The 25822-nt window shown below is 63.0% G+C and carries 25 protein-coding genes; 15 read left to right on the top strand and 10 right to left on the bottom strand.

All coding sequences use genetic code 11. From position 1 onward, the window contains the following. Nucleotides 1-5: 5 nt before the first annotated feature. The 6 genes from glgC to trxB all read left to right on the top strand — a co-directional run bounded on the left by glgC (nucleotide 6) and on the right by trxB (nucleotide 7999). Nucleotides 6-1271 carry a glucose-1-phosphate adenylyltransferase gene (glgC, locus tag G6N82_RS02525; protein WP_165193412.1) on the top strand — a complete coding sequence of 422 codons (1266 nt, stop codon included), beginning with the start codon at nucleotides 6-8 and terminating at the stop codon, nucleotides 1269-1271. Then, nucleotides 1271-2728 (top strand): glycogen synthase GlgA, encoded by a 1458-nt coding sequence (gene glgA / locus G6N82_RS02520; protein WP_165193410.1) that lies wholly within the window; start codon nucleotides 1271-1273, stop codon nucleotides 2726-2728. The genes glgC and glgA overlap by 1 nt, the downstream gene beginning before the upstream one ends. After that, complete coding sequence (locus tag G6N82_RS02515) at nucleotides 2725-4353, top strand: alpha-D-glucose phosphate-specific phosphoglucomutase (RefSeq protein WP_165193408.1); 1629 nt, start codon at nucleotides 2725-2727, stop codon at nucleotides 4351-4353. The genes glgA and G6N82_RS02515 overlap by 4 nt, the downstream gene beginning before the upstream one ends. Next, entirely contained in the window at nucleotides 4350-6170 is a 1821-nt protein-coding gene (gene glgX / locus G6N82_RS02510) for a glycogen debranching protein GlgX (protein WP_241255164.1), read from the top strand. The genes G6N82_RS02515 and glgX overlap by 4 nt, the downstream gene beginning before the upstream one ends. Then, nucleotides 6167-6946 carry a tyrosine-protein phosphatase gene (locus G6N82_RS02505; RefSeq protein ID WP_165193406.1) on the top strand — a complete coding sequence of 260 codons (780 nt, stop codon included), beginning with the start codon at nucleotides 6167-6169 and terminating at the stop codon, nucleotides 6944-6946. The genes glgX and G6N82_RS02505 overlap by 4 nt, the downstream gene beginning before the upstream one ends. Before the next feature lie 78 nt (nucleotides 6947-7024). Further along, a complete protein-coding gene (trxB, locus tag G6N82_RS02500) occupies nucleotides 7025-7999 on the top strand; it encodes a thioredoxin-disulfide reductase (protein WP_165193404.1) in 975 nt (324 codons plus the stop codon). 19 nt (nucleotides 8000-8018) lie between these two features. On the opposite strand, the gene G6N82_RS02495 is transcribed toward trxB, so the two are convergent. The 3 genes from G6N82_RS02495 to G6N82_RS02485 are packed head-to-tail and all read right to left on the bottom strand — an operon-like array spanning nucleotide 8019 to nucleotide 9916. Then, entirely contained in the window at nucleotides 8019-8453 is a 435-nt protein-coding gene (locus tag G6N82_RS02495) for an MAPEG family protein (RefSeq protein ID WP_165193402.1), read from the bottom strand. After that, complete coding sequence (locus G6N82_RS02490) at nucleotides 8450-8899, bottom strand: MAPEG family protein (RefSeq protein WP_165193400.1); 450 nt, start codon at nucleotides 8897-8899, stop codon at nucleotides 8450-8452. Before G6N82_RS02490 ends, G6N82_RS02495 begins: the two co-directional genes overlap by 4 nt. A 60-nt stretch (nucleotides 8900-8959) precedes the next feature. Beyond that, on the bottom strand, nucleotides 8960-9916 hold the full coding sequence (locus tag G6N82_RS02485) for a pyridoxal-phosphate dependent enzyme (RefSeq protein ID WP_165193397.1): 957 nt from the start codon (nucleotides 9914-9916) through the stop codon (nucleotides 8960-8962). Nucleotides 9917-10140: 224 nt separating this feature from the next. Between G6N82_RS02485 and G6N82_RS02480 the strand changes: the two genes are divergently transcribed. From G6N82_RS02480 to G6N82_RS02470, 3 genes are all read left to right on the top strand, one after another. Further along, nucleotides 10141-11352 carry a saccharopine dehydrogenase family protein gene (locus G6N82_RS02480; RefSeq protein ID WP_165193395.1) on the top strand — a complete coding sequence of 404 codons (1212 nt, stop codon included), beginning with the start codon at nucleotides 10141-10143 and terminating at the stop codon, nucleotides 11350-11352. A gap of 47 nt (nucleotides 11353-11399) precedes the next feature. Further along, the gene (locus G6N82_RS02475) at nucleotides 11400-11792 is read left to right on the top strand and encodes a GxxExxY protein (protein ID WP_165193393.1); all 393 of its coding nucleotides are present in this window, start codon (nucleotides 11400-11402) and stop codon (nucleotides 11790-11792) included. A gap of 63 nt (nucleotides 11793-11855) precedes the next feature. After that, entirely contained in the window at nucleotides 11856-13034 is a 1179-nt protein-coding gene (locus G6N82_RS02470; RefSeq protein ID WP_165193391.1) for a carboxynorspermidine decarboxylase, read from the top strand. Here G6N82_RS02470 and G6N82_RS02465 read toward each other — a convergent pair. Further along, nucleotides 13031-13618: a hypothetical protein gene (locus G6N82_RS02465; protein WP_165193389.1), complete on the bottom strand. Its 588-nt coding sequence runs from the start codon at nucleotides 13616-13618 to the stop codon at nucleotides 13031-13033. The genes G6N82_RS02470 and G6N82_RS02465 overlap by 4 nt on opposite strands. Nucleotides 13619-13801: 183 nt before the next feature. Between G6N82_RS02465 and G6N82_RS02460 the strand changes: the two genes are divergently transcribed. From G6N82_RS02460 to G6N82_RS02450, 3 genes are all read left to right on the top strand, one after another. Beyond that, nucleotides 13802-14539, top strand: a complete 738-nt coding sequence (locus G6N82_RS02460) for a helix-turn-helix domain-containing protein (RefSeq protein ID WP_165193387.1) — start codon at nucleotides 13802-13804, stop codon at nucleotides 14537-14539. After that, nucleotides 14532-14693: a hypothetical protein gene (locus G6N82_RS02455; RefSeq protein WP_165193385.1), complete on the top strand. Its 162-nt coding sequence runs from the start codon at nucleotides 14532-14534 to the stop codon at nucleotides 14691-14693. The genes G6N82_RS02460 and G6N82_RS02455 overlap by 8 nt, the downstream gene beginning before the upstream one ends. Before the next feature lie 236 nt (nucleotides 14694-14929). Then, the gene (locus G6N82_RS02450; RefSeq protein ID WP_165193383.1) at nucleotides 14930-16135 is read left to right on the top strand and encodes a type III PLP-dependent enzyme; all 1206 of its coding nucleotides are present in this window, start codon (nucleotides 14930-14932) and stop codon (nucleotides 16133-16135) included. 34 nt (nucleotides 16136-16169) lie between these two features. Here the strand turns inward: G6N82_RS02450 and G6N82_RS02445 are convergent, their stop codons facing one another. The 6 genes from G6N82_RS02445 to G6N82_RS02420 all read right to left on the bottom strand — a co-directional run bounded on the left by G6N82_RS02445 (nucleotide 16170) and on the right by G6N82_RS02420 (nucleotide 21322). After that, on the bottom strand, nucleotides 16170-16985 hold the full coding sequence (locus G6N82_RS02445) for a hypothetical protein (RefSeq protein WP_165193381.1): 816 nt from the start codon (nucleotides 16983-16985) through the stop codon (nucleotides 16170-16172). A gap of 97 nt (nucleotides 16986-17082) precedes the next feature. Next, a complete protein-coding gene (locus G6N82_RS02440; protein WP_165192545.1) occupies nucleotides 17083-17574 on the bottom strand; it encodes a hypothetical protein in 492 nt (163 codons plus the stop codon). 121 nt (nucleotides 17575-17695) lie between these two features. Further along, the gene (locus tag G6N82_RS02435; RefSeq protein ID WP_165193379.1) at nucleotides 17696-18397 is read right to left on the bottom strand and encodes a nitroreductase; all 702 of its coding nucleotides are present in this window, start codon (nucleotides 18395-18397) and stop codon (nucleotides 17696-17698) included. Between the two features lie 67 nt (nucleotides 18398-18464). Further along, entirely contained in the window at nucleotides 18465-19685 is a 1221-nt protein-coding gene (gene hemA / locus G6N82_RS02430; protein ID WP_165193377.1) for a 5-aminolevulinate synthase, read from the bottom strand. Between the two features lie 106 nt (nucleotides 19686-19791). Further along, nucleotides 19792-20589 carry a glutamate racemase gene (gene murI / locus G6N82_RS02425; RefSeq protein WP_165193375.1) on the bottom strand — a complete coding sequence of 266 codons (798 nt, stop codon included), beginning with the start codon at nucleotides 20587-20589 and terminating at the stop codon, nucleotides 19792-19794. 34 nt (nucleotides 20590-20623) lie between these two features. Continuing rightward, a complete protein-coding gene (locus G6N82_RS02420; RefSeq protein ID WP_165197887.1) occupies nucleotides 20624-21322 on the bottom strand; it encodes a LuxR C-terminal-related transcriptional regulator in 699 nt (232 codons plus the stop codon). A gap of 132 nt (nucleotides 21323-21454) precedes the next feature. On the opposite strand from G6N82_RS02420, the gene plsY reads away from it, so the two are divergent. The 3 genes from plsY (at nucleotide 21455) to topA (ending at nucleotide 25792) form a co-directional block, all read left to right on the top strand. After that, nucleotides 21455-22039, top strand: a complete 585-nt coding sequence (gene plsY, locus G6N82_RS02415) for a glycerol-3-phosphate 1-O-acyltransferase PlsY (RefSeq protein ID WP_165193373.1) — start codon at nucleotides 21455-21457, stop codon at nucleotides 22037-22039. 16 nt (nucleotides 22040-22055) lie between these two features. Then, nucleotides 22056-23171 (top strand): DNA-processing protein DprA, encoded by a 1116-nt coding sequence (dprA, locus tag G6N82_RS02410; RefSeq protein ID WP_165193371.1) that lies wholly within the window; start codon nucleotides 22056-22058, stop codon nucleotides 23169-23171. An 83-nt stretch (nucleotides 23172-23254) separates the two neighbouring features. Beyond that, entirely contained in the window at nucleotides 23255-25792 is a 2538-nt protein-coding gene (gene topA, locus G6N82_RS02405; RefSeq protein ID WP_165193369.1) for a type I DNA topoisomerase, read from the top strand. Nucleotides 25793-25822 lie beyond the last annotated feature (30 nt).

Below are 25822 nucleotides of genomic sequence, written 5' to 3'. Positions count from 1 at the left end.
TATAGATGCGAGAATCGAGAAGTGTGCGGCCGCTGGCGCGCGATGCCATGGCCTATGTTCTGGCTGGCGGACGCGGCAGCAGGTTGATGGAACTGACCGACCGGCGCGCCAAGCCTGCGGTCTATTTCGGCGGCAAGACCCGGATCATCGATTTTGCCCTGTCCAACGCGCTCAATTCCGGCATCCGCCGCATCGGCGTGGCGACCCAGTACAAGGCACATTCGCTGATTCGCCACCTGCAGATGGGCTGGAACTTCTTCCGCCCGGAACGCAACGAAAGCTTCGACATCCTGCCGGCCTCGCAGCGCGTTTCCGAAACGCAGTGGTACGAAGGCACCGCCGACGCGGTTTACCAGAACATCGATATCATCGAGGCGCACCGCCCCGAATACATCGTCATCCTGGCCGGCGATCACATCTACAAGATGGATTACGAGTTGATGCTGCAACAGCACGTCAACCAGAATGCCGATGTCACGGTGGGCTGCATGGAAGTGCCGCGGCTGGAAGCCAAGGGCTTCGGTGTTATGGCGGTCGATGACACAGACCGGATCATCGATTTCGTCGAAAAGCCGGAGGATCCCCCGGCAATGCCCGGAAAGCCCGACATCTCGCTCGCCTCGATGGGGATCTACGTCTTCACGACGAAGTTCCTGTTCGAACAGCTGCGCCGCGATGCCGCCGACCCCGAAAGCTCGCGCGATTTCGGCAAGGACATCATCCCCTACCTGGTCAAGAACGGCAAAGCGGTGGCGCACCGCTTTTCGGATAGCTGCGTGCGCGGCAAGGACGAGAGCGTGGCCTATTGGCGTGATGTCGGCACGGTCGATGCCTATTGGGAGGCGAATATCGACCTCACCCAGATCATCCCGCAGCTTGACCTGTATGACCGTGATTGGCCGATCTGGTCGCACGCGGAAATGTACCCGCCGGCCAAATTCGTCCATGACGAAGACGGGCGCCGGGGCGAAGCGATCTCCAGCCTCGTATCCGGTAATTGCATCATCTCCGGCAGCCATGTGAACCGCAGCCTGCTGTTCACCAGCGTGCTGACCCGGTCGTTCTCGCAGGTCGAGGAATCGGTGCTGCTGCCTTGGTCCGACGTCGGACGCGGCGCGCGGTTGAAGAAAGTGGTGCTCGACCGCGGGGTCAAGATTCCCGCAGGCCTCGTGGTGGGCGAAGACCCGGAGCTCGATGCCAAGCGCTTCCGCCGGACCGACAAGGGCGTTTGCCTGATCACCCAGCCGATGATCGAGAAGCTGGAGCTGTAATGGCGCTCAAGGTCCTGTCGGTCGCGTCCGAAGCGGTGCCGCTGGTGAAAACCGGCGGTCTGGCCGATGTGGCGGGCGCGCTGCCCGCCGCGCTCAGCGAACATGGGGTTGCAGTCACCACGCTGGTGCCGGGTTACCCCAAGGTCCTGGCCGCGCTTGGCCGCACCAAGGAAGTCCATGCGTGGGACAAGCTGCTGGGTGAACCCGCGCGGCTGCTGGCTGGAAAGCTGGGTGATCACCCGCTGCTGGTGCTCGATGCGCCGGGCTTTTTCGCGCGTGAAGGGGGACCTTATTCCGATCCCTCAGGCAAGGACTGGCCCGACAACTGGCGGCGCTTTGCCAGTTTTGCGCGCGCAGCTGCCGACATTGCAGGCGGAGCGGTGAAGGGCCGGAAGTTCGACCTCGTCCATGCGCACGATTGGCAGGCGGCGATGGTCCCGGCCTACCTGCGCTTTGCACCGTTCAAGGGCGGGCGCGATGTGCCCAGCGTGATCACCATCCACAACATGGCGTTCCAGGGCTATTATGAGGCCGCGATTTTCCCGAAACTGGGCCTCCCCAAAGCAGCCTGGTCGGTGGACGGGGTGGAGAGCTATGGCGGCGTAGGCTTCCTCAAGGCGGGGATGCAATCGGCCGATGCCATCACCACCGTCAGCCCGACCTATGCCGGCGAGATCCGCTCGGCAGAATTCGGCATGGGGCTGGAAGGGGTCGTGCTGGCCCGTTCGAACCGCGTGCACGGCATCCTCAACGGGATTGACCCTGCCGAATGGAGCCCGGCCAGCGATCCGCATCTCGCTGCGACATATTCTGCGAGCAAGCTCGCGGCCCGCAAACGCAACAAGCGCGCGCTGGAACAGGAATTCGGACTCGACCGCGATGACGGCCCGCTGTTCGTGGTTGTCAGCCGCCTCACCTGGCAAAAGGGCATGGATGTGCTGCTCGAAGTGCTCGATCATCTGGTCGGGATTGGCGGGCGGCTCGCGTTGCTTGGATCGGGTGATGCGGAAATCGAGCAGGGGTTTCACGCTGCCGCCGCTCGCCATTCGGGACGCATCGGCGTGCGAATCGGCTATGACGAGGCGCTATCGCACCGAATGCAGGGCGGGGGCGATGCAATCCTGGTTCCCAGCCGGTTCGAGCCGTGCGGACTGACCCAACTTTATGGCCTTGCCTATGGCTGCGTACCGGTGGTCTCGCGCACCGGGGGCCTTGCCGACACGGTGATCGATGCCAACCCTGCCGCTCTTACAGCGGGCGTGGCTACCGGCATCCAGATGAACGCCGTCAGCTATCAGGCGCTGGCCATGGCGGTGAGCCGGACGGTCGACCTGTTCGGCAAGCCCGCCGAGTGGAAGCGGTTGCAGAAGAACGGAATGAAAGCGGACTTTTCCTGGGACGCCAGCGGGGCAGCCTATGCCGCGCTCTATCGCCAGCTGATCGAGGAACGGGGATGATCACAACAGTCGCGACCACGCCATTCGAAGGGCAAAAACCCGGTACGTCCGGGCTGCGCAAGAAAGTGCGCGTGTTCCAGCAGCCGAACTATGCCGAAAACTTCATCCAGTCGGTGTTCGATGTGGCCGAGCGCCCGGACGCCGCGACCCTGGTGATCGGCGGCGATGGGCGTTTCCATAATCGCACGGTGATCCAGCAGGCGATCCGCATGGCGGCGGCAAACGGCTATGCCCGCGTGCTGGTGGGGCAGGGCGGGATCCTGTCGACCCCGGCGGCGAGCCATGTGATCCGCCAATACGGCGCGAGCGGCGGCCTGATCCTTTCGGCCAGCCACAATCCCGGCGGCCCGGACGAGGATTTCGGGATCAAATACAATATCGCCAATGGTGGCCCCGCTCCCGAGGCTGTGACCGAGGCTATTTTCCAGCGCACGACCACAATTGACCGGTGGATGGCAGTCGAAGCGGCGGATATCGACCTCGACGCGATTGGCGCTGTCGAAGTCGGCGGGATGAAGGTCGAAGTGATCGACTCCGTTGCCGATTATGCCGAATTGATGGAGCAGCTGTTCGATTTCGACGGCATCCGCGCAGCGGTGCAGGGCGGCCTGACGATGGCGTTCGACGCGATGCATGCCGTGACGGGTCCCTATGCGACCGAAATTCTCGAGGGTCGCCTTGGGCTGCCCAAAGGCACTGTTCGCAACGGCACTCCGCTGGAGGATTTCGGGGGGCATCATCCTGATCCCAACCTCGTCCATGCCAAGGCGCTTTATGATACGATGATGGGAGCAGGTGCGCCCGATCTCGGCGCGGCTTCAGATGGCGACGGCGACCGCAACCTGATCATCGGCAAGGGGATTTTTATCACTCCTTCCGACTCGCTCGCGATGCTGGCGGCGCATGCGCATCTGGCACCGGGCTATGCAGGCGGGCTCAAGGGCATTGCCCGCTCGATGCCGACCAGCGCGGCGGCAGACCGCGTGGCCGAGGCGCTGGGAATCCCGGCATGGGAAACCCCGACCGGGTGGAAGTTCTTCGGCACGCTGCTGGATGCGGGAAAAGCGACTATTTGCGGCGAGGAAAGCGCGGGGACCGGCAGCGACCATGTCCGCGAGAAGGATGGCCTTTGGGCGGTCCTGCTGTGGCTCAATATCCTCGCCGCCAGCGGCAAGGGCGTGGCGCAGATCGCGACCGAGCACTGGGCACGGTTCGGGCGCAATTACTACGCGCGCCACGATTACGAGGCAATTGAGACTGCGCGGGCCAATGCGCTGATGGCAGAACTCGAGTCATCACTGGAGACACTACCCGGCATGGCATTTGGCCCGCTCAAGGTCGAAGCGGCGGACAATTTCGCCTACACGGACCCAGTCGACGGCTCGGTGAGCCGCAACCAGGGCATCCGTGTGATGTTCGAAGGCGGTTCGCGCATTGTGTTCCGACTGTCGGGTACAGGCACCGAAGGCGCGACCTTGCGGGTCTATCTCGAGCGCTACGAGCCGGTCAGCGGAAGGCTCAGTGAGGAAACACCGGACATGCTGGCGGAACTTGTTACGGCGGCCGAAGAAGTCGCCGGGATTGCGCGGCATACCGGCCGCACTTCGCCCGATGTGGTGACGTGATCGAACGCTTGGGAGCATGGGTCGAAGGGCGCGCGACGCGCTTCGCGGTCCGCGCTCCGCTCGCCCAAAGTGTCGAGCTGTGTCTGTTTGAAGGGGCCACCGAGACGCGCCATGCGATGGAGCGGCGCGGCGAGGATTGGGTGGCAGAACTGCCCGGCAAACTCGCCGGAGCACATTACGGCTACCGGGCGCATGGCGAATATGCGCCTGAGCGAGGCTTGTGGTTCGATCCGACCAAGCTGCTGGTCGATCCCTATGGGATCGAGCTGGATCGCCGGTTCGAGCAGGCCCCGGCGCTTGCCGAATACGGTGTTGATACGGCAGCAATCGTGCCGCGAGCGATAGTGCCGGGAGACTTGCCCGAAGTGCCGCTCGAGCCGTCCCGGTTCGAGCGCGGCGGGCTGATTTATGAACTGAACGTGCGCGGCTTCACGCTGCTCCACCCCGATGTGCCGGAGTCGGTGCGTGGCACCGTGGCCGGGCTCGCGCACCCGGCGGTGATCGCGCATCTCAGGAAGCTGCATGTGAGTGCAGTCGAACTCATGCCGATTGTGGCATGGATCGACGAGCGGCACTTGCCGCCGCTCGGCCTTGCCAATCATTGGGGCTACAATCCGGCCGCGATGATGGCGCTTGATCCCGGCCTGTGTCCCGGCGGAGTGGCCGAACTGCGCGAAACGGTCGCGGCGCTCCATGCCGCCGGGATCGGCGTGATCCTCGACCTGGTGTTCAACCACACGGGCGAAAGCGATGTGCATGGCGGGACGTATTGCCTGCGAGGGCTCGACCCAGCCGCCTATGCCACCGCGCCTGACGGTTCGCTGATCAACGACACCGGATGCGGCAACACGCTCGACTTCGCCAATCCGCATGTGCGGCAACTCACTGTGGCGAGCTTGCGCCATTTCGTGAAGCATTGCGGGGTTGATGGCTTCCGCTTCGATCTCGCCCCGGTGCTCGCACGTGGTCCCGGATTTGACCCGGACGCACCCATTTTTGCCAAGATCGCCGCCGATCCGTGGCTGGCCGACCGCGTTCTGATTGCGGAGCCGTGGGACATCGGTCCCGGCGGCTACCAGCTGGGCAATTTTCCGCCCAACTGGCTGGAATGGAACGACCGCTATCGCGACGATGTGCGCCGTTTCTGGCGCGGCGATGCGACAGTGGGCGCGCTGGCGACGCGCCTTGCGGGGTCTTCAGACATTTTCGGCAAGGACTGCCGCAGCGTCAATTTCCTCGCCGCGCATGACGGGTTCACGCTTGCCGATACCGTCGCCTACGAGCACCGCCACAATCACGCCAATGGCGAGCACAACCGCGATGGCCACGGCGAGAATTACTCATGGAATTGCGGCGAAGAGGGACCAAGCGACGATCCGGCTGTCCTCGCCCGTCGCGCGGCAGACCTGCGCGCGCTGCTCGGCACGCTGTTCGCCTCCACCGGCACCATCATGCTGACCGCCGGGGATGAATTCGGCCGCAGCCAGCACGGCAACAACAATGCCTATTGCCAGGATATGCCGGTCGACTGGGCTGCACGCGACGCGGCGCTTGAGGATCATGTGGCCGAGCTCTCGGCCCGCCGCGCGGCATCGCTTGAGGCGTTCCGGTCGTTTCCCGAAGGCGGGCAGTGGCGCACGTTGGCTGGTCGCGAAATGACGGTGGCGGACTGGGAAAGCCTCACCACTGATGGAGTCGAATTCTATTGCCCCGATCAGCCCGACACGCCCTTCCTGAGCGTCAGCCGGGGCGAGCGACGCGTTCTGGCCGCTGCCCCTTGCCGTTCCGTTCAGCGCCTGCCACTTGCCACGGAATGATTCCCGATCGCTTCCTTGCCACGACTGCCATTCACAATCTGCGCGACTATGGCGGCTATGCCGCTGCTGGCGGCGGAAAGGTCAGGGTGGGCGTCCTGTTCCGTTCGGGCCATCACGCCGACGCAGCCGACGAAGACCTGGCAACCGTCGCAGCGCTGGATCTGCAGCATGTCATCGACCTGCGGGGCGACAGCGAGCGCGCGCAGAAGACCTGCCGCCGGCCGGAAGGCTTTGCCGCGGAAGCGCTGTTCTTCACGGGCGAAACTGCCGGGCTCGCACCGCATCTGCAGGCAGCTCAGGGCAGCGTCGATGCGGTGAGCGCGCACCGGGCGATGGTCGATCTCTATGGTGCCTTGCCCGACCGGGCTGGCCTCAACGACATATTGCGGCGCTATTTCGCCGCGCTGGCACAGGGGAAGGGCGCCAGCCTCGTCCACTGTGCCGCAGGCAAGGATCGGACCGGCATGGCAGTCGACCTGCTGCACCATGCACTGGGCGTGCATCCGGATGATGCCATGGCGGATTATCTCCTTACCAATGATGCACCGAACAATGAAGAGCGGATCGCGCACGGCATGGACCTGCTGGGCGACAAATATGGCAAGATCGACGAGGCAACCGTGCGCGTGCTGATGGGCGTGCATCCCGAATATCTCGAGGCAGCGCGGCGCTCGCTCAAGGAACGGTTCGGGTCTGCCGATGCCTATCTGAAACAGGTGCTGGGCGTCGATGAGGCCAAGCGTGCGGCTTTGATAGCCCAACTTGTGGATGCCTGACGCATTCCATCGCGCGGCGAATTGAAGCGCGGGGAAGGACACCCTAAGTCGGACCCGCAAGACAAACAGGAATTCACCATGGCTACCCATCGCACCAAGATGCTCATCATCGGCTCCGGCCCGGCAGGCTACAGCGCCGCGATCTACGGCGCGCGCGCGATGCTGGAACCGATCGTGGTGCAGGGCATCCAGCCGGGCGGGCAGCTGACGATCACCACCGATGTCGAGAACTATCCCGGCTTCGCCGATGTCATCCAGGGCCCGTGGCTGATGGAGCAGATGCAACGCCAAGCCGAACATGTCGGCACGCGGATGATGTGGGACACGATCGTCGAGGTCGATCTGGCCAATGGCTCGCCTTTTCGTGCCATTGGCGACAGCGGTGACGAATACATCGCGGACAGCCTGGTGATCGCCACCGGCGCGCAGGCCAAATGGCTCGGCGTGCCGGGCGAGATGGAACTGGGCGGCAAGGGCGTGTCCGCCTGCGCCACCTGTGACGGGTTCTTCTTCCGCGGCAAGAAGGTGGCGGTGATCGGCGGCGGCAACACCGCGGTTGAGGAAGCGCTCTACCTTACCAACCATTCCGACGATGTGACCTTGATCCATCGCCGCGACGAGCTGCGTGCCGAGAAGATCCTGCAAGAGCGGCTGTTCAAGAGCCCCAAGATTTCCACGCTGTGGAACAAGGCGGTCAAGCGCTTTGTCGCAGGCGAGAACGGCGCGCTGCACCACCTCGAACTGGAAGACACGCAGACCGGCGAAATCTCGATTCTTGAAGTCGACGGAGCTTTCGTGGCGATCGGCCACGCGCCTGCGACCGAACTTTTCAAGGGCAAGCTGCCGCTAGATGATAGCGGCTATCTGTTGACCGAACCGGGTACCCCAAAAACCGAGATTCCGGGCGTATTCGCTGCGGGTGACGTTACCGACCACACCTATCGCCAGGCAGTGACCGCGGCTGGAATGGGCTGCATGGCGGCGCTCGATGCCGAGCGTTTCCTGGCGACGCTGGAATTTGCCGCGAAGGAAGCTGCCGAAGCCGCCGAGTAAGCGGCCCCGGCAATCCAGATCACATGTGAATGTCGAACACGCTGATTGCAGCGTGCAGGATCAACGCCATCAGCACCAGGCTCGACAAAGCGAACAGCACGAAGCGCACCAGCACAACATTGGCGGTCGCCTGAACCAGTGAATGCGCCACGCGCAGCCCGACATAGATCCATGCCAGCAGTGCGTTCATCCCGTCGCCCTGGCCGATAACGGCCAGCACGATCGCGATGGCATAGAATACTGTCGGCGCTTCGTGCAGGTGGTTGTAATTATGCGCTTTCCACTGCACGGAAGGCGGCAGCTTCTCATCGAGCAGACCAATCTTTTGCGCGTCGTCGGCTGCGATCGAGGCCTTGCTCATTGCCGGGATGCGGGTGGCGTACATCCACACCCACATCACCATGGTCCATGCCGCAAGCGCGACAACCGGTTGCAGGATATCCATTCCGATCATGCGAGAACTCCGGGGTCAGCAAAGAGGGTTGCGGCGAGTGCACGCACTGCCAGCGCGGTGAGGGCGAGGGTTGAAAGGATGAACAGCAGGAAGCGAACAGCCACCACGTTTACCAATGCCTGCCACAGGGAATGCACGATCCGTAAGGCCACATAGGCCCACGCTAGCAGCACGTCGGTGGCCCCGGCGCCCATGATGGCAAGAATGATGACAGTCGGATAGAAAATCGTCGGCTGTTCCATCAAGTGCGCGTAGTTGTGCGACTTCCAGTTGACCTTGTCCGGGATCACGCCTTCCAGATCTTGCCCGCGACCGCCCGGCTTGGCGTTTTTCAGATCCATTCCGGATTTTGCCATCGCAGGAAACCGCGTTCCTGCAGTCCACAGCAGCATAATGATCGACCATAACACCAGCGCTGCGGCGGGCGCTAACATTTGAGCTTGCATGGTTTTTCTCCCCTTGCTGGCGCGAGACTGCGCGGAGTGAATTCAATTGTCAATTGCAACTTAATTCGCGCCACCGATGGTCTGGGCAAAAGCATGCGGATCGACATTGCCGCCGGTGAGCATGATCACCGTATCGAGATCGAGCTTGACCTTGCCTGCCAATGCGGCCGCCAGGGCCGCTGCGCCGCCAGGCTCAACCACAAGGTGGAGGTGCGAGAAGGCATACCGTTGCGCGGCGCGCACTTCGTCATCGGTCACCGCAATACCGGGCGAGCTGCGTCCGATCAGCACATCGAGGTTGATCGGCTTGGTGGCGATAGGCTGCAGCGCGTCGCAGATGGTTTTGGGTGCATCCGATGCGGCACGGACGATCTCACCCGCCGCTAGCGACTGGCCGACCATGTCCCAGCCTTCAGGCTCGACCGGGTAGATTTCGGCATTGGGGCAGGCGAGCGCGAGCCCGGCGGCCAGCCCGCCGCCACCACAACAGGCCAGGATCCGGCTCGGTTCGTGCCCAAGCTGTGCGGCGATCTCGATCCCGGCGCTGCCTTGCCCCTCAATCACCCAGGGATCGCCAAAGGCATGGACCAGCGTGCCGCCACGTTCCGCGATGATGGCCGCCGCCACCGCGTCGCGATCTTCCCCTGGCCGCTGGTAGAGCACAACTTCGGCGCCCAACGCGCGGGTGGCGTCGAGCTTCACCTGCGGCGCATCGTGCGGCATCACGATAATCGCAGGAATACCGAGCCGCTTCGCTGCCCAGGCGACCCCTTGCGCATGGTTGCCGCTGGACACCGCGACGACGCCGGCCGCGCGTCCCGCATCGGACAGAGCGGTCAGCCGGTGCCAGGCCCCGCGGATCTTGAAAGCGCCGATCGGCTGCAGGTTTTCCGCCTTCACCCAGCACGGCGTGCCATTGATTTCCACCGGCAGAAGAGGGGTGGGCGGCAGGATCGCGGCGATCTTTTTGGCAGCTTCGATCACGCCGGCGCGGGTCGGCACTCGTTCATTTGGCATGAGTTGATCCTGAAGTGATGGAACACATGGAACACAGTCCTAGGTCAAAATATTGCCCTGCTTTTGCCAAGTGCCCGATGGCGCTGGCGGAGGGAAGGGCGATGGTACGATCATTGCCGCGATATGCACGCCTGCATGGAAGTAGGAAACTTGCGGGATCGTTTTGCCCTTGGCGCGCATTCGACTAGAGAGCCCCGCAAGATTCGTTTCCGGAGAAACCAAAAATGTCGACAGTCCTCGTAATCGGTGCCGGCGGTGTCAGCTCGGTCTGCGTCCACAAGATGGCGATGAACAAGGAGATTTTCTCCAACATCCACCTCGCCAGCCGCACCAAGCGCAAGTGCGACGCCATTGCCGACAGCGTGAAGGCACGCACCGGGGTGGAGGTGAAGACCTACGAGATCGATGCCGAGGAAGTGCCGGCGATGGTCAACCTCATCCGCCAGGTAAAGCCCAGCCTCGTGGTCAACCTGGCGCTGCCCTATCAGGACCTGCCGATCATGGACGCCTGCCTGGAAGCCGGCGTGAACTATCTCGACACGGCCAATTACGAGCCGAAGGACGAGGCCAAGTTCGAATATAAATGGCAGTGGGCCTATCATGACCGCTTCAAGGACGCCGGACTGATGGCCTTGCTGGGGTCGGGCTTTGACCCTGGCGTGACCAGCGTCTTCACCATGTGGCTCAAGAAGCACAAGCTGAAAACGATCCGCACGCTCGACATCCTCGACTGCAACGGCGGTGACCACGGCCAGCATTTCGCCACCAACTTCAATCCGGAAATCAACATCCGCGAAGTTACCGCCCCCGCGCGGCACTGGGAGAATGGCGAGTTCGTCGAAACGCCGGCGATGGCGAAGAAGGTCGAATTCGACTTCGAAGCCGTAGGCAAGAAGAACATGTACATGATGTATCACGAGGAGCTGGAAAGCCTCGCGAAGTTCGTGCCCGAGATGGAGCGTGCGCGCTTCTGGATGACCTTTGGCGATCAGTACATCACCCACCTCACCGTGTTGCAGAATGTCGGCATGACGTCGATCGAGCCGATCAAGTACAAGGGCGTGGAGATCATCCCGCTGCAATTCCTTGCCGCCGTGCTGCCCAAGCCCGAAACGCTGGGCGAGACGACCAAGGGCAACACCAATATCGGCTGCATCGCTACCGGCGAAGCGCTCGACGGTTCGGGCGAGAAGACGTTCTATATCAAGAACATCTGCAGTCACGAAGCAGCCTATGAGGAAACCGGCAACCAGGCGGTCAGCTATACCACCGGCGTGCCCGCGATGATCGGCAGCGCCATGGTGGTGCAGGGCATCTGGTCAGGCGAGGGCGTGTTCAACATGGAAGAGATGGACCCGGATCCGTTCATGGACATGCTCAACCAGCACGGGTTGCCGTGGACGGTCGAGGAACTGGACGGGCCGGTGGAGTTCTAGTCGTTTTGTTTCGCGCAGAGAACGCAGAGGAGCAAAGAGCGCCGAGTATGAGCCTCACTATCGATGAACTGACGTCCATCGTGATCGAAGAATCGATAGGGATACACAAGGAATTGGGGCCAGGTCTTTTCGAAAACGTTTATGAGACCGTGCTTGCCGGACGTTTGGAGAAGCGGGGAATACAAGTCGAGCGCCAAGTCCCAGTCCCAATCGAGTTCGATGGCCACGCCTTCGGCGGGGCATTCAAGATCGACATTCTCGTCGAGACTCGCCTGATCCTCGAGATCAAGTCGGTCGAGATGCTCAGCAAGGCCCACGCCAAACAACTGCTGACCTATTTGCGACTCTCGAACCAGCCCGTAGGGCTGCTCATGAATTTCTCGGCGGCGACGATGAAGGACGGCATTCGAAGGATGGTCAACAACTATCGGCCGGACTGAATCTCCCCGCGTTCACTGCTCCTTCGCGTTCTCTGCGCGAACCCAATAAGGACGAAACCAGTAATGGAAACCAAAGCCGGTGATCCGGGCGCCTTCGCCCAGTTTGACCTCAACCGCGTCGAAAGCCCCGCGTTTGTCGTTGACGCCGCGAAGTTGCGCGCCAATTGCCAGGTGCTGGCCGATATCCGCGATGCGGCGGACATCAAGGTGCTGGCGGCACTCAAGGCGTTCTCCATGTGGTCGACAGCGCATATCATCGGCGAATATCTCGACGGAGTGTGCACTTCCGGCCTGTGGGAGGCACGGCTCGCCAGCGAGTTCTACGACGGCGAAATCGCGACCTATTGCGCCGCCTACAAGCCGGACGAGCTGGAAGAGATCTGCCGCCTGTCGGACCATGTGATCTTCAATTCGCCCGGCCAGTTCGAACGCGCCGCGCTGATCCTGGAGAATGCGCGCGCGGCGGGGCAGGATTTCGACGTGGGCCTACGCATCAACCCGCAAGTGCCGACGGGTGAAGTCGCGAAATACGATCCCTCAAGCCCCGGTTCGCGGCTGGGCTTCCCGCTCGACCAGCTGACCGAAGAGCATTTGGAGGGGGTCGACGGCATCCACTTCCACAATCTGTGCGAGCAGGACCTCGAGCCTTTGAAACGCACCTGGGATGCGGTGTTCGATGTGATCGAGCCCTATTTCGGCCAGCTTAAGTGGATCAACATGGGCGGCGGGCACCACATCACCCGCGCCGATTACCAGCGCGAGGAACTGGTCGAATTCCTGCGCGAAGTGAAGGAAGACACCGGGGCTGAGCTCTATCTTGAGCCGGGCGAGGCGGTGGCGCTGGATGCGGGCATCCTCGTTGGCACGTTGCTCGATACCGGCTGGAACGGGATGCCTATCGGGATCACGGATATTTCCGCCACCTGTCACATGCCCGATGTGATCGAAGCGCCCTATCGCCCGGCGATGCTGGGCGAACTCACGGATGAGGAGCTGATCCCTATCCGGCTGGGCGGCCCCTCCTGCCTCGCCGGAGACGTGATCGGCGACTACCGGATGCCGGTCGCCGCCGAGCCCGGCGCGCGCTTCGCTTTCCTCGACCAGGCGCATTATTCGATGGTGAAGACCAACACTTTCAACGGTGTAGCATTGCCATCGATCTACCTGTGGGACAGCGAAAGCGACGCGCTCGAGCTGGTGAAGTCGTTCGGTTACGAGGAATTCCGTGACCGGCTGAGCTAGCCTTCGGGCGTGACCAGCGCGACGGCTTCAGGCGTGGTCTCAACCGGCTCCACCGTATCCTCAACAACGACGGCCTCGATCAGCACAGGGTCGGTTCGCACGGGCTCTGCAACCGTCACACCGCGAGAGGCAAAGGCCGCCGCGTCCTCGCGCTTCTTGAGCTTTTCCCAGTCGGCGACTTCATAGCCGTATTCGCTGAGGCAGGCGGACATGTTGCGCTTGAACTTGCGTTCCTTGCCGCCGCGGATCATGCGGGTAATGCCGAAGCCGGCAAATCCGCCAACTACCGTCGCCGCAGCCATCACCGCGCCAGCCGCAGCGCCAGCCGCGCCGAAGCCGCTGTAAGTGCCGCCAGCCCCCAGGGCCGCGACGCCAGCACCCGCGCCGACCGCGCCTGCGCTTATCGCTGTGGTCGTAGCAGCGGTCTTGAAACCACTGCTGTGCCCGGCCTTCACGAGCGAATCGCAGGTGCGATAATCCTGCTCGAACGCGACTCGATCTGGCACCGGCGTGCTCACCGAAGCGGCGAAATTGCGCGGTTTGGTGGAACAGCCGCCCAGCGCGGTTGCCATTGCAGCAGCCATCAAGGCCGCCCTGCCAGTCCTTCCCACTTTCAACATTTCCTGCCTCCCACAAAGGGTTGGTGCGACCCTGGGTCGATCAATGCAGCGCTTGGCAGGATGCGGTCAGATGCAGGGCGATGCGCAGCGCGTTGCGCCCCCGATGCAAACTGTTGCACGGTACAAAAGCTGTATTATGCACATCGCATGGAGCACGTCGCCGACCTGCCGCAGAAGCTCGACATGCTGATGAAGGCGACTTCGCTCAGCCGGGTTGCGCTGGCACAGCAGCTGGCGGTGGACAAATCGCTGGTGGGGCGCTGGCTTTCCGGCGCAGTCCATCCCACCGATCACAATCTGGCGCGACTGAGTTCGCTCATGGGCGATTATCTGCCGGGCTTTCGCCTCGCCGACTGGTTCGAGGAGACGCAAGCGCTCGCCGGGCGGTATGGGATTTCTCTCATTTCTTCCCCGGAGGAAATCACGCGCACCGGCGTGCTCGGTGAGTTCCTGGAGGCGGTCAGCGACGAGAACGCCATGCGCGGCGCCGCCTACGAGGGGTTCTGGCGCACATCGCGGCCCTCGCTCTTGATGCCGGGCGACCTGTTCCACGATTACGGCCTGATCCGGCGCGGCCCCGGCGGGTTGATCGAAGTGCGCATGGGTGGGTCCGGGCTCGAATTCGAAGGCTACCTGATCCCCTTTTCAGGCAATATCGCAGTGTACCTGTTTGACCGGGTGGGGCGATCACCGGTCACAGTCTTGTGCAAGGGTGTGACCCTGCCGCGTGCGATGGTGCTTGACGGGTTGCTGATGCTGGCAGCGCTGGATTCTGCGCGGACGCCGGCAGCATTCCCGATCATCGTCGAGCGGGTGGGGGACATCACCGGGGACCGCGAGGCAGACGACCGGCGCTATGCCGAAATCGTCGAGATCGATGCCTGAGCCGCTTGAGCCGTTGCCACCCGAAGTGCTCAAGGCGCGAATTTATCGTGAAAGCAGCCGGGCGAGTGCAGAGCAGGGCGGCGATGCCTTCCTGTGCGTTTCGCCTGCCAGCACGCTCTCGCGCGGCACGACCGGGCGTGGTCTGCAGGGCTGAAGCCCCTCTGAACGCTAATAAATTCGCTGAGCCGAGCCATCCGCGGGACGCATGACGGAACATCCCGGCCCCCCATCCGCTAAATCGTCATGACACAGGCAAAACACCCCTTTTTTCATTTGCGATTCATCCCGCAGGCCCTATATGCGCCGCTCCGCTGCCCCAAGGGGACTTCCTAACCGCAAGGCAGCTTGTCGTTTCATGGTTCCGAAGAGCCGTTTTGGGGGTCCCTTGAGTTGCACATCTATCCCGACGCCAAGGCTGTAGTCCGCGACCTCGCTCCGGACGAACCCGTCATCCTCAACCGCCCGCACGCAGCGGCGCGCGCCGCCCGCTTCTTCATCGAGAAGTTCCCGGGCAAGCCGCTCTATGCCGTGAAGGCGAACCCCACGCCCGAACTGATCGAGACGCTGTGGGGCGCAGGGATCACGCATTACGATGTCGCCTCGATCGCGGAAGTGCGGCTGGTGCGCGGATTGCTGCCGAAGGCTGTGCTGTGCTTCATGCATCCGGTGAAGACGCCCAGCGCGATCCGCGAAGCCTATTTCGAGCATGGCGTGCGCACTTTCAGCCTCGATTCGGTCGAGGAGCTGGAGAAGATCGTCGATGCCTGCCGCGATCCGCAGACTGGCGAACCGGCCAGGGACCTGCGGCTGGCGGTGCGGCTGCGTGTCTCGAGCGAATTTTCCGAGCTGTCGCTCGCCAGCAAGTTCGGCTGCGACCTGATCGAAGCGCCGCAGCTGTTGCAGCAGACCCGCCAGCATTGCGACTGGCTGGGCGTGTGTTTCCATGTTGGCAGCCAGGCAATGAGCCCGTTTGCCTTCGTCCAGGCGCTCGACCGCACCCGTGCGGCGATTGCCGAGGCATCGGTGGTGATCGACATGATCGACGTGGGCGGGGGCTTCCCCAGCTCCTACCCCGGCCTCGAGCCGCCGCCGCTGGAAGATTATTTCGCGATGATCGCGAAGCACTTCGAAGCGCTTCCGATCGCTTACAACGCAGAGCTGTGGTGCGAGCCGGGCCGCGCGCTGTGCGCCGAATACTCCAGCATGATCGTGAAGGTGGAGAAGCGCCGCGGCGAAGAGCTCTACATCAACGATGGTGCATATGGCGCGCTTTACGATGCCGCGCATGTCGACTGGCGCTTCCCCGTTGCAGCGCTGGAAGACGATTTGCGCGATCCGGAGATGGACTTCGCCTTCTACGGCCCGACCTGCGACGATGCCGACTACATGCAGGGTCCGTTTGCCTTGCCGAGCGACATCCAGGCGGGCGACTATATCGAGATCGGCATGCTCGGCGCCTATGGCGCGGCGATGAAGACCGGCTTCAACGGCTTCGGCAATGCGCAGCAGGTGCTGGTCGCAGATGAGCCGATGATGAGCCTCTATCGCGGCGACCGCGTGCGACCCGAAGTCGATAATGTGGTGAGCCTTCGCTGACGCGCAGGCTCACTTTCCAGTCTGCTGGCCCGCCTTACTGGCCCAACCGCAGCAGAACCTGCAATCCGCCGCCGATGTCGGGGCTGCCATCGGCAAGGCCGGTATAGCCGTAGCCCTGCAGCCGCAGGCTCTCATTGAGCTTGTAAGTGAGCGACCCGGTCAGCTCGCTCCGGTCCGGCGAGCCTTCGACCGCGCCCTCACGCCACTCATAGTCGAGGCCCAGAGTCACATCATCGGCGGCAACATAGACGCCGGCGCCTGCGAGCCAGACATCCTGCAGTTCGTAGAGATCGCTTGAGCCGTTGAAGCGGCGACCGCCGACCAGTGAAAAGCTCACATTGTCCATAACATGGAGCAGTTCGCCCTGCGCGGTGAAATCGGTGCTGCCGGTACCCAGGAACTTGGTTTCGGATGCGGTTGGTAGCTTAACCTTGCCCACTGCGTCAAAGAATGTGCTGCCACCCAGAAACAGGCTGTACCCGGCCTCCAGGTTCACATCAGCAAGGCCGCTACGCGATACGATCTCTGTTGGAGGAGGGGTGCCGCCCCCGCCATTGCCGCGACCCGGGTTGACGCCGCCATCGCCGGGAATGATCCCGGAAGGGCCTTTGACGTCGACCCACGCAGTCGATGCGCGGACATAAAAGTCCCCGGCCTGGTATTTCACGCTGACCGGGACGGCCAACATGTCCGTGTCTTCGGCATCGCCATAATCGCCCGACGAGTAATCCACCCCGGTGCTGAACTGGATATAGCTATCGCCATTGCTGTCCTGCGCTGTTGCGGGTGTTGTGAGCAATGCGGCGCCCGACGCGGCGGCGAACGCGACCAGTCTTGGCATGTATGTCATGTGACGTTCCTTCTTGGCGAGAATCCAAAGTGCCGCAACGGCGTGAAAGCCGAAGCGACACCTGAATTTTTTTGGCCATACAGGCCATTACAGCGATTTAGTTGCGGCCAGGCTTATCTGGGCGTTCCGGCTTTTCCGGTTTCTCGGGACGCTCGGGCTTTTCCGGCTTCTCCGGACGCTCAGGTTTTTCGGGCTTCTCCATGCGTTCTGCAAGCGCCAGCCGTTCGGGCTTGTTGGCGAATTCGTGCGTCACGATCGCCCGGCTGCCGTCTTCCTTGGTGATGGTGTGAACATTGCCCGAAGGCGTTTCAACAGTCTGGACCCATCCGACGGCAACCGTTTCGTAAACGGGCTCACCGTTTTCGTCGGTTACGGCATTGCCTTCGGGATCACGCACGGGCACCGGATCACCGTTCTCGTCAGTGACCGTTTCGAGGAGATCCTCACGTGTAACGATGGCGCCGTTGCCGGTGTCTTCGGCAGTTTCGGTTCCGGTATCGGCGGGGTCGCTGCTGTCCTGTGCTGCAACCGTTGTGGTGCTGCCGAACGCGATGGCGGCTGCCGATGCTGCAATGATCATCCTTCTCATGCGATCCTCCTAGAGTTCCCGATCGATTTTACGCTTTGCGCGCCTTGATCGTGGCAGGAGGCTTAACTTCGGCGGAATGTTCAAGGTTAATCCGATGGGGCGTGGCCAACCTGCGCCGGAATCAGTCGAACCCCACGAAGCGCGCCGCGTCCTCGATAGGGCGGCGGGTGATGTAGACCGAATTGGCCGGGAAGTCGGGATCGGGCCAGCCCAGCGCCACGGCCTTCATGATCACCTGATCATCAGGGATGCCGGCGTGTTCGCGCACCACCGGTGACTGCATGATGCCTTGCGAGTTGATCACACAGCCGAGCCCGCGGCTCCAGGCGGCATTGACCAGCGCGGTGGTGACGGCGCCGCAATCGAAGGCGGTATCGTCACTGTCGGACAATTCCTTGTCATAGGTCACGATCACGCAGACCGGCGCATCGAACTGGCGGAAGCCGCGCAGCACCCAGTCCTGCCGCTTCTCCTTGTCGTCGCGCGCGATCCCCATCGCTTCGAACAGCTGCACCGCGCAGCCGACCTGGCGATCGCGGTGGACGCCCTCGAAGGCGTGCCCGCGCCGGAATTCGCGGCTGTCAGGCACCCCTGCGAGGATGTTCTCGGTGTTGCCCTTGCGGATCCGGTCGAGCGGTTCGCCGGTGATGACGTGGAAGTGCCAGGGCTGGGTGTTCATCGAGGTCGGCGAGCGCATGGCCATCGAAATGACCTCTTCGATCAGCGCACGCGGCACCGGTTTGTCGAGATAGCCGCGGATGCTGCGCCGCCCGCGCACGACTTGTTCATAGGTCTGGTCTGGATGGCCGCTTTCAAAGCTCACGCTGCTCTCTCCCGTTTTGCAGGGCGAGTGCTAGCGCAGCACGGCTCAGGCGCAAAATCCCCTAGTGCTAGGCCGCTTTGCGGAGATCCAGCTCGAGCCGGTCCCAGATTTCGACCAAAGCTGCGGTCAGTTCGTCCATCATCGCTTCGGTGTGCGCCGGGCCGGGGGTAAACCGCAGCCGCTCCGTGCCGCGCGGCACGGTCGGGAAATTGATCGGCTGCACATAGGCGCCATATTCGGCGAGCAGGATGTCGCTGATCTTCTTGGCGCGCACCGGGTCGCCCACCATCAGCGGCACGATATGCGTCACGCTGTCCATCACCGGCAGGCCGGCATCGCGGAACTTGGCCTTGAGCGATGCAGCAGCTGCCTGCTGCGCATCACGCTCTTCGCTCGATTCCTTGAGGTGCTTCACAGCCGCCAGAACGCCCGCGACCAGCACCGGCGAAAGCGATGTGGTGAAGATGAAGCCTGGCGCATAGCTGCGGATGCAATCGATGATCTTGCGGTCGGCCGCGATATAGCCGCCCATCACGCCGAAGGCCTTGCCCAGCGTCCCTTCGATGATGTCGATCCGGTGCGCGGCTTCGTCGCGCTCCGAAATGCCGCCGCCGTGATCGCCATACATGCCGACCGCGTGGACCTCGTCGATATAGGTGAGCGCGTTGTATTTTTCGGCCAGGTCGCAGATCGCGTGGATCGGGGCGACATCGCCGTCCATCGAATAGACGCTTTCGAACGCGATCAGCTTGGGCGTGTCGGCATCTTTGGCCGCCAGCAACTGTTCCAGATGCTCCACGTCATTGTGGCGGAACACGCGCTTGTCGCAGCCCGAATTGCGGATGCCTGCGATCATGCTGGCGTGGTTCAGCTCGTCGGAAAAGATCACACAGCCGGGCAGAAGCTTGCCCAGCGTCGACAGCGTCGCGTCGTTGGAGACATAGCCGCTGGTGAACAGCAGCGCGGCTTCCTTGCCGTGCAAGTCTGCCAACTCGTTCTCGAGTTCGACATGCAAGTGGGTGTTGCCGCCGATATTGCGCGTGCCGCCAGAGCCTGCGCCGACATCATGCAGCGCCTCTTCCATCGCCCCGATGACCTTGGGGTGCTGGCCCATCGCGAGGTAGTCGTTCGAGCACCACACGGTGATCGGCTTCGGCCCGTTGTGGCCATGGAAGCAGCGCGCATTGGGGAAGGCGCCCTTGTTGCGCATGATATCGATGAAGACGCGATAGCGCCCTTCCTCGTGCAAGCGGTCAATCGCCTTGTCGAAGATCTGATCGTAATTCACTGGGCGTTTCCGCTGCGCAGCGCCGCAATCGCGGCCATTTCGGGATCGGGGATTTAGTGCCAATCCCGCCAATTTTCTACCGCGATCTTTGCGAACGACTCGCAGGTCAGAATTGCTCGATCGTTGAAAACCCAAGGGTTTCCAGCCAAGGCAACAGCGCTTGCGCAGATTGCACCTCTCCGGTCACGACGAAGCGGCTTGACTGGGCATCGGGGAAGGGCTGGCCTTGGGTCAAGTGCGCGATCCGCCGCGCGATGCCGGCGGCGCCATCGATGAAGCGTACGCCGGGCCCGAAGGCTTGCGCCAACTCGTCCTCGAGCAGCGGAAAATGGGTGCAGGCGAGCACGACGGTGTCGATCCGGTCGCCGCCTTCCATGCCGCGCAGCGCGCTCGCCGCCGCTTCGATCACCGCCATGTCGACCGACTTGCCGCGCAGCTTGGCCTCGGCCGCTTCGACCAGGCCCGGCGCGGCATGGCGCAGCAGACGCTTTCCATTGGCGAATTCTGCCTCCAGCCGGTCGACATAGGTCTGGCGCACTGTGGCTGCTGTGCCCAGCAGGCCGATCACGCCGGTCTGCGTCATCGCGGCGGCGGGCTTGATCGCGGGCACCGTGCCGACGATCGGGATTTCGAGTACTTCGCGCACCATGCCCAGCGCGATGGTCGAGGCGGTGTTGCAGGCGATGCAGGCAAGACGCGGCTGATAGCGTTCGGCCATCCGGCCCAGCAGACCGGCAACGCGCGCAGCAATCTGCGCCTCGGTCTTGTCGCCATAGGGCAGGCCAGCCAGATCGGCGGCATAGATCACCGGCGCATTGGGCAGCAGCTTACGCAGCTCTGCGAGCACGGTCAGCCCGCCAACACCGGAGTCGAACAGCAGGATGGGATCATGGGACTCAGCCATCGGCGCGAGGCGATGGCCGAGGTTCCGCCCTTGGTCAACTCTCTGGCGACAACCGATTCGCTTGAAGTTTGGCCCAGCCGCCGTATTCGCCAGGCGATATCTTGCCGTCCCCGTTCGCATCGGCCTGTCTGTAAAAGCTGTCGCGCATGGGTTTGGTGGTTATGATGAACTGCTCGCTGGAAAGTTTCGCGTTTCCATCTTCGTCAGGAATGTACGACGGGTTTCCGCTCGCATGGATAAGCGGGGGAGCCTCATCGCCTTCGAGATAGCCAGACTTGTTTTCGTCCAATTGTTCGAAAGTCACCGGCGCCACTAGCAGGAGGTCGCCGGGCTTCAGGTCCAGTTCGGCGGTGCCCGAATAGGAGAGGGCGACAAGGACGACAGATGCAAGCAGGCTCATGGCGATGGCTCCAATCAATACGGGTCTGAATGGCCATGGTTTGTTGATTGGTGGGCTCCGGTCTAGGTCCGGCGAACGGGAGGCGGTCCAATCGTACCCTTCCACCTGGGCAAGCATTTGTGCGGCATCAATGGAGCTTGCCACGTCCAGTTTCAGGCGCGCGGTCTTCAACCGCTTTTCGATGGCGTGATGTGATACGCCTAGATCGAGTGCGATCTGCTTGGCGGTCTGGTGATGCATCCAGCGCCGCAGACAATCCTTCTCCTTTTCGGTCAGGCGGTCGACACGTTCGTGCAGATCGGTGGCTTTTGAGGGGACTTCAGGCTTGTTCATGGCTGGAGAGGATAGGGCATCACCGGCAAATCGCCAGTACGGTTGGACCGTACCCCGGCATCCTGCAGCGTCAAACCCGGCGGAAAACGGTTTTTGCTACCCATTCGCATTCATTTGGGTAATCAAGGGGCTATGGAGAACCTCTACGCTGCATTGCTCGGATATCTGCTCGGCTCGATCCCGTTCGGGCTGCTCCTCACCAAAGCCGCGGGGATGGGCGATGTGCGCCAGATCGGCAGCGGCAATATCGGCGCGACCAATGTCTTGCGCACCGGCAACAAGGGGCTGGCGGCGGCAACTTTGCTGCTTGATGGGCTCAAGGGCTTTGCACCGGTTTGGATCGCAGGGCAGCTGTGGGGAGGGCCGGCGATGGCCTTTGCCGCGGGTGCGGCTGTGATCGGGCATTGCTTCCCGGTGTGGCTGGGCTTCAAGGGAGGCAAGGGCGTGGCCACCAATGCCGGGGTCAGCTTCGGCCTCGCCTGGCCTATCGGCCTTGCCTATGCGCTGGTGTGGCTCAGCATCCTGGCGATCTTCCGCATTTCCTCGCTCGCCGGGATGAGCGCGGTCGTCGCTGCCGCTGCCGCGGCGCCGCTGTTCGGATATCCTGAGTATTTCCCGATTCTGGCTGCTATTGCCGGGCTGATCATCTACCTCCACCGCGAGAATATCGCGCGGCTGATAAAGGGCGAAGAGCCGAAGGTGGGCGGCAAGAAATGATACGATCCGCCAGCTGATGGAGAGCACGGGGTCGCAGCCAGCTCTCCTCTCACAGGAAGAAGCATTCGCCCGCATCCGTCTGTTGCGGAGCCCCAACATCGGGCCGGTCAGCTATCGCCAGCTGCTGGCGCGGTTCGGCCATGCTGTTGCGGCGCTGGAGGCGCTGCCGGATCTCGGCAAGCGGGGTGGGCGGCAATATCGCGCAGCTCCGGTCGAGGCGATCGAGCGCGAAGTGGCCGCCGTGCGCAAGGCGGGCGCGAAGTACCTGTTCCATGACCAGCCGGACTATCCTGTGCTGCTGGCGCAGCTCGACAGCGCCCCGCCGATTGTTACCTATCGCGGCGATAGGGCGCTGGCAGCCAGGCCCTGTGTCGCCATGGTCGGCGCGCGCAATGCCAGTGCCGCGGCGATCAAGCTGGCGCGTGAATTTGCGGCCGCGCTGGCGGGCGAGGGGTTTACCGTTGTCTCTGGGCTGGCGCGCGGGATCGATGGCGCAGCGCATGAAGGTGCTTTCCCCGCTACCGTGGGCGTGATCGCCAGCGGGATCGATGTGGCCTACCCGCCGCAGCATCAGGACTTGCAGGAACGGATCGCGCAGCAAGGCTTGCTTATTGCCGAGCAACCGCCCGGCACAGAGCCGAAGGGCAGCCACTTCCCCAGCCGCAATCGTATCATCGCCGGGATGGCTGCGGGCACGCTGGTGGTGGAGGCCGCGCCCAAGTCCGGCTCGCTGATCACCGCGCGGCTGGCGGGAGAAGCGGGCAGGGAGGTGATGGCGATCCCCGGTTCGCCGCTCGATGCGCGTTCGCAGGGCTGCAACCAGCTGATCCGCGAAGGCGCGGTGCTGGTGCAGTCGCCCGACGAGGTGGTGGAACTGCTCAGCGGGTTCGACGGCACGCCCCGTTCCAGCTTCCGCGTCGCTTCACCAGTGTTCGATTTCGAGCCGGAGGAATGGGCAGAGGCCGAACCGGCCGATCTCGCCAGCCTGCTCACCACAGCGCCGGTGGCGGTCGATGAGCTGATCCGCCAGTCGGGCGCGGGCGCGGCGGCGGTGCAGATGGCGCTGCTGGAGCTGGAGATCGCGGGGCTGCTGGAACGGCATGCAGGTGGCCGCGTTTCATTGACCTCTTGACGAACCTCGAAATCCGCCGCCACCCTCGCGCGTACGTGTACGTGTATGGGCACGTATACGCGTAGGGGCACAGAAACACCGCAATGCAGCTTGTTATCGTCGAATCGCCGGCCAAGGCGAAAACCATCGAGAAATACCTCGGCAAGGACTTCAAGGTTCTCGCCAGCTTCGGGCATGTCCGCGACCTGCCGCCCAAGGATGGCAGCGTGCGCCCGGACGAGGATTTCGCGATGGACTGGGAACTCTATCGCGACAAGCAGAGCCGCTTCAAGGAAATCGCCGACGCTGCCAAGAACGCCTCGCGCCTGGTGCTCGCGACCGACCCTGACCGCGAAGGCGAGGCGATCAGCTGGCACGTGCAGGAGCTGCTGAAGAAGCGCAAGGTCCTCCCCGCCAAGGTCGATCGCGTCACCTTCAATGCGATCACCAAGAATGCGGTAACGGAAGCGATGAAGAGCCCGCGCGAGCTCGACCAGCCTCTGATCGACGCCTATCTGGCGCGGCGCGCGCTCGATTACCTGTTCGGCTTCACCCTCAGCCCCGTGCTGTGGCGCAAGCTGCCGGGCGCCAAAAGCGCGGGGCGCGTGCAATCGGTGGCCCTAAGGCTGATTGTCGACCGCGAGCGCGAGATCGAAGCCTTCCGGGCCGACGAATACTGGTCGGTTGTGGCCAAGCTGGCGCATGACGGCACGGATTTTGACGCGCGCCTGGTGAAATTCGAAGGCCGGAAGCTCGACAAGCTGAGCCTTGGCAATGAAGGCAGCGCGATGGCGGCCAAAGCCGCGGTCGAGGCAGGGCGCTTCACGGTCGAGGAGATCGAGACCAAGCCGCTCAAGCGCAATCCCGCGCCGCCGTTTACCACGTCCACCTTGCAGCAGGAGGCCGCGCGCAAGCTGGGCTTTTCCGCTAGCCACACGATGCGGCTCGCGCAGAACCTCTATGAAGCCGGCGCGATCACCTACATGCGGACCGACGGGGTACAGATGGATGCGGGGGCGATTATGGCTCTGCGCGATGCCATCGGCGAACGTTATGACAGCGCCTACCTGCCTGAAAAACCGCGCTTCTATTCGACCAAGGCGAAAAACGCGCAGGAAGCGCACGAAGCGATCCGGCCGACCGATTTTCGCCGCGAGCATGCCGGTTCGGGCGACGAGGCCAAGCTGTACCAGCTGATCTTCAAGCGCGCGATGGCGAGCCAGATGGCCGCCGCGCAGCTGGAGCGGACCACGGTAACCTTGCGCGATCCCACCGGCGCGCATGAACTGCGCGCGACAGGGCAGGTCGTGAAATTTCCTGGCTTCCTGGCGGTGTACCAGGAAGGCTTCGACGATCCCGAAGATGACGAGGATGGCCTGCTGCCGGTGATGCGCAAGGGCGACAGCCCGGCAAAGCGCGCGGTCGAGGCGAACCAGCACTTCACCCAGCCGCCGCCGCGCTTTTCCGAAGCCTCGCTGGTCAAGCGGCTGGAAGAGCTTGGGATCGGGCGACCGTCGACCTATGCCTCGACCATCCAGACGCTGCGCGATCGCGACTATGTGCGGATGGAGAAAAACCGTTTCTTTGCAGAGGAATCCGGGCGACTTCTCACAGCCTTTCTCGAACGCTTCTTCCCCACCTATGTCGCCTATGACTTCACCGCGGGGATGGAGGACGAGCTCGACACGGTTTCCGACGGGCGCGAGGAATACAAGGAGCTGCTCACCAAGTTCTGGGCCGACTTCAAGCCCAAAGCCGATGAGGTAATGGACAAGCTGCCTTCGGAAGTGACCGAGGCGCTGGACGATTACCTGTCGGACTATCTTTTCCCGCCACGCGAGGATGGTGCCGATCCGCGCGGATGCCCGCTGTGCCGGGATGAAGGGCGCGAGGGCGGTCGGCTGAGCCTGCGCGGTGGCCGCTTCGGCGCCTTTGTCGCCTGCAACAACTATCCCGAATGCAAATATACTCGCCGCTTTGCCCAGCCGGGCGGCAATGGCGAGGAGAATGGCGAGGATGGTGTGCTCGGCACCCATCCCGAAACCGGCCTGCCGATCCATCGCAAGACCGGGCGCTTCGGCCCATATGTCGAAATGGGCGAGGGCAAGGAAGCGAAGCGCGCGTCGATCCCCAAGGATCTCGACGATTTCGATCTCGACTGGGCGGTGAAGCTGCTTGACCTGCCCCGCATCATCGGCGCGCATCCGGATACGGGGCTGGAAATCGAAGCCAATATAGGGCGTTACGGCCCCTATCTTCGCCATGACGGGAAATATGGAAAGCTCTCGAACACCCGTGAAGTGTTCGAAGTGGGCATGAACCGCGCGGTCGATATCCTGGCGCAGGCGGCCAATCGCGGTGGCGGCGGGACGCGGGGCCCAAATGGTTCTCGGGCAGAGCCGATCAAGACGCTTGGCACGCATCCCACCAGCGGGGGCGAGATCAAGGTCATGCCGGGCCGCTACGGCCCCTATGTCACCGATGGCACCACCAATGCGACCATCCCCAAGGATGTGAAGCCCGAGGACGTGACCGAGGCGCAGGCGATCGAGCTGATCGATGCCCGCGCCGCGAAAGGCCCCGCGAAGAAAAAGGGTCGCAAGAAGGCCGCGCCGAAAAAGAAGGCGGCAAAGGCCAAGTAACCATCCCTCGCAACCCTGCGTTGAGGCGGA

This window comes from Altererythrobacter sp. BO-6, assembly GCF_011047315.1.
GTDB lineage: Bacteria > Pseudomonadota > Alphaproteobacteria > Sphingomonadales > Sphingomonadaceae > Erythrobacter.
Note: the sequence above shows the minus strand (reverse complement) of the source record. Positions and strands in the feature narration are given on the sequence as shown.